We start from the raw sequence: 3,474 nt of genomic DNA, 5'->3' as shown, positions 1-3,474 counted from the left end.
TCTTCTCTCTTTCCCTTCGTACCCCAAAAGTCAGCCTCTCTCCCATGATTTTCATGTCGGGGTTGCGGCTGAAAAGCTACGGTGGTTTTTTGCGAGCGGGTGCTCGAATGAGAGAAAGGAGACAAATGCTTATGTCAGTGACCGAACATAAAAAAGAGGCACCAAAGCAGGTAGGTTGCATGGTGATTACGGTGAGCGATACACGGACGCCGGAGACGGATAAAAGCGGCCAGTTGATGCAGCAATTTCTGACGGAAGCGGGACACACGATAGAGCGGTACGTAATTGTGACGGACGAAAAAGCTGCCATTTCACAGGCGATTAAAGACGGAGCGAACGATCCGAAAGTGCAGGCGATTCTCCTGAATGGAGGGACGGGAATCGCGAAGCGGGATGTGACCTATGAAGTGGTGGCTTCGATGTTGGATAAGGAGCTGCCAGGCTTCGGCGAAATCTTCCGCATGCTGAGCTACACGGAGGATATCGGTTCGGCGGCGATTTTAAGCAGGGCGATTGCGGGTGTCTATCATGACCGGGCTGTTTTCTCGACGCCGGGATCGTCCGGCGCTGTGCGGCTTGCGATGAGCAAACTCATTATTCCGGAGCTTGGCCACGTGCTGCGTGAGATTTATAAATAAGATCATTAACATTGCATTATTTTATAAATATCAGTGCTTTTGTTAATTGACGAGTTAACATATGTCGGACAATCGACGTGTCAAAAGACACGCCTTGTCCGAAGCCGAGAACACTCATGACTGAAGTCACGAGTGTTCTCGGCTAATCTATAAATTTTCCGTTTTATTCAAATTCATTTCTATCGACCTATCAGTTGACGCGGCAGATACTGTTTACTTCAATTAGGCTAGATGTTCCTTTAGCTGTTCGCGCAGGGTTCGCTTAAGAAACTTACCTACAGAAGTTTTTGGGATCTCATCCATTATCACAATATCGTCCGGCAACCACCATTTAGCAAACTGAGGAGCAAGGAATTCCATTAAATCTTTTTTGCTTACCGTCGCTTTGTACCCTTCCTTTAGGACGACGCAAGCTACCGGTCGTTCCTGCCATTTTGGATGGGGAACGGCCACAACGGCTGCCTCAAAAACGGCTTCATGCGCCATTAAAGCGTTTTCTAAATCAACAGAAGAAATCCATTCTCCTCCGCTTTTGATTAAATCCTTCGTGCGATCGACCAGTTTGACCACACCTTCTTCATCAATCGTTGCCACATCTCCTGTATGGAGCCAACCGTCTTTAAAGGCATCCTTCGTCCGTTCATCAAGGTAATATTCATCAGCTATCCATGGGCCCCGAACAAGAAGTTCGCCCATTTCTTCTCCGTTCCACTGGACTTCACCATCGTCTCCTATAACCTTTATTTCTAAGCCGGGCATTACCAATCCCTGCTTTGAACGAATATCCAGCTTATCTTCCTCAGGTAAGTCTTGCTGATAGCTTTTCAAACGGGAAAGAGTCACAATAGGGCTTGTTTCTGTCAGGCCGTAAGCGTGCAGAAAAGGGATCTTATATTTGGATTCGTACGTTTTGATCATTCCGCGCGGAGCGGCAGAACCCCCGCATAATATCGCACGGAGACTACCCGTCTCATAATTTCCTTCTTCCAGTTCTTTTAACAATGCGAGCCAAATTGTCGGAACTCCCGCCGTGATCGTGACCTTCTCCCGTTCGATGAATTGGGCCAGTATCTTCGGTGTAAACTGCGGTCCCGGCAGCACCTGTGTCGTTCCGAACCAGGTGGAGGCAAATGGCAGTCCCCAGGCATTTGCATGAAACATGGGGACAACAGGCATCGCAACATCGGATTCCGAGATTGCGGCTGCGTCCGCCAACCCCAGAGCCATGCTATGCAGAACAATGCCGCGGTGGGAATACACCACTCCTTTTGGATTTCCAGTAGTAGCCGAAGTATAGCACATTCCGGCAGGAGCGTTTTCATCAATGTCCTTCACAAAACTAAATTCAGGGTCTCCATCGGCCAACAAATGTTCATAGGAATAAAGCGGCTCCAGGGTTGATGATGGAACATCGTCTTTATCAGTCATCACCACAAAAGCCTCAACTGTTTTTAATTGACTCTTGATTTGTTCCACCAACGGCAAAAGATCCTCATCTACAATTAAAACCTTATCTTCTGCATGATTCACGATATAGACGATATGTTCAGGGGAAAGGCGGATGTTTATCGTGTGCAATACGGCTCCCATACCCGGTGCAGCAAAGTAGACCTCTAGATGACGATGATGGTTCCAGGCGAGAGTCCCGACGCGCTCTCCACGCTGAACTCCCAGCCTCTGAAGTGCACTGGACAAGCGACGTGCCCGTTTTCCTATCTGGGCATAGGTAAATCGGGCAATGCCTGAGGATGTTCTGGATACAACCTCCTTTTTCGGAAAATATTTTTCCGCCCTTTCCAGCAAAGAGCCAACCGTTAATTGAACATTCATCATTTGCTTCATCCACCTCTTTTTGCAATGTATTTTATTTTTTTGATTTGCTTTGTATGAGGATTTGTCTATTCTGCTATAGTAAGGTGTCGATGGGTTATTTCGGCTGTATGAGAATTACTCTGTCCGGCCAGCCCGTTTCTCCGTTAAGCGTATCGGATTTTCTAATTGATAGCACTTCCATAAAAATTCAGTGTGTGTTTATCTCCTTTATATCCGAGTCCTCCAGGAAGATTCATAAATATCATATCAAATCTTACTATTCATTGTATATAAAATATTTTGAATTAAATCCAGTGGCTTTTCATCGTATTCCGCTCAATTTTTTTACCTTGGCCATTGTAAGGACTGGTTTAATTTTTTTTTGGCTATGATAACTAAAAGAAAGGAGGTGTTTTTATGGCAAAGGACGTACTATGCGAAGTAAACAACTGTACTTATTGGGCCCAGGGAAACAAATGCAATGCGGATGAGATTTACGTAGTCAGTCACAAAGGTAAGCAAGCTTCCACTACAGAAGAAACCGACTGTAAAACGTTCAAACCGGGTATGTAAAAACAAATGATTGCCGTTTTTTGAAGAGTCTCTTGTCGAAAGCGATAAGAGGCTCTTTCTGTTTTTCAGCTTAAATATTCAGTTTCTATTACAATCGGTTTGTTTCTGCTCCTTTTTATCCTGTTAAAGTTGTATGGGACATCGCTGTCCGAAGCATTCCTCTTTACATGGAGGGGAAATAAAGCTAACTTTGAATATGGGTGTTGTTTGGAAACGATGTGAGGAGCCTTGCCGAACGAACCGTGTGGATCATTTAAATAAAAGGGGATTGTAAAGTGAACGTTCATGCAAATACGGAAACATCTGCCGGCTCAAAATCCAATCAGCCGAAGCCAGGAATGCGAGTACTCGTGATGACCTCTGTCCCGGCTGAGAGGGACGCGGTGCTGCGTGGACTCCGTGGCGCCAGTAGATTTGACGTGGTGGTGGCGGGCGTCGGCCCGGCAGCGGC

At 46.2% G+C, this 3,474-nt stretch carries 3 protein-coding genes and 1 pseudogene; 3 read left to right on the top strand and 1 reads right to left on the bottom strand.

All coding sequences use genetic code 11. The annotated features are described in order from the left end of the window. The first annotated feature begins 131 nt into the window (after window positions 1–131). Window positions 132–638: a MogA/MoaB family molybdenum cofactor biosynthesis protein gene (locus B2899_RS03835; RefSeq protein WP_146811281.1), complete on the top strand. Its 507-nt coding sequence runs from the start codon at window positions 132–134 to the stop codon at window positions 636–638. A gap of 222 nt (window positions 639–860) precedes the next feature. Here B2899_RS03835 and B2899_RS03830 read toward each other — a convergent pair whose 3' ends face one another. After that, window positions 861–2,471, bottom strand: coding sequence for a long-chain fatty acid--CoA ligase (locus B2899_RS03830; protein WP_286884160.1), 1,611 nt, complete (start codon window positions 2,469–2,471; stop codon window positions 861–863). A 396-nt stretch (window positions 2,472–2,867) separates the two neighbouring features. Here B2899_RS03830 and B2899_RS03825 point away from each other — a divergent pair, with 396 nt between their 5' ends. Further along, a complete protein-coding gene (locus B2899_RS03825; RefSeq protein WP_146812415.1) occupies window positions 2,868–3,023 on the top strand; it encodes a DUF1540 domain-containing protein in 156 nt (51 codons plus the stop codon). Window positions 3,024–3,361: 338 nt separating this feature from the next. After that, window positions 3,362–3,474: pseudogene (locus B2899_RS18380) on the top strand (futalosine hydrolase); the annotation flags it as partial.

This window comes from Aneurinibacillus sp. UBA3580, assembly GCF_002375825.1.
Taxonomy (GTDB): Bacteria; Bacillota; Bacilli; order Aneurinibacillales; family Aneurinibacillaceae; genus Aneurinibacillus; species Aneurinibacillus danicus.
The sequence above is the reverse complement of the archived record's forward strand: the minus strand, read 5'-3'. Positions and strand labels throughout refer to the sequence as shown.

Excerpts from the sequence above, each read along its gene's own strand:
- B2899_RS03835 (WP_146811281.1), top strand. The coding sequence starts at position 132 with ATGTCAGTGACCGAACATAAAAAAGAGGCACCAAAGCAGGTAGGTTGC.
- B2899_RS03830 (WP_286884160.1), bottom strand. The coding sequence starts at position 2,471 with ATGATGAATGTTCAATTAACGGTTGGCTCTTTGCTGGAAAGGGCGGAA.
- B2899_RS03825 (WP_146812415.1), top strand. The coding sequence starts at position 2,868 with ATGGCAAAGGACGTACTATGCGAAGTAAACAACTGTACTTATTGGGCC.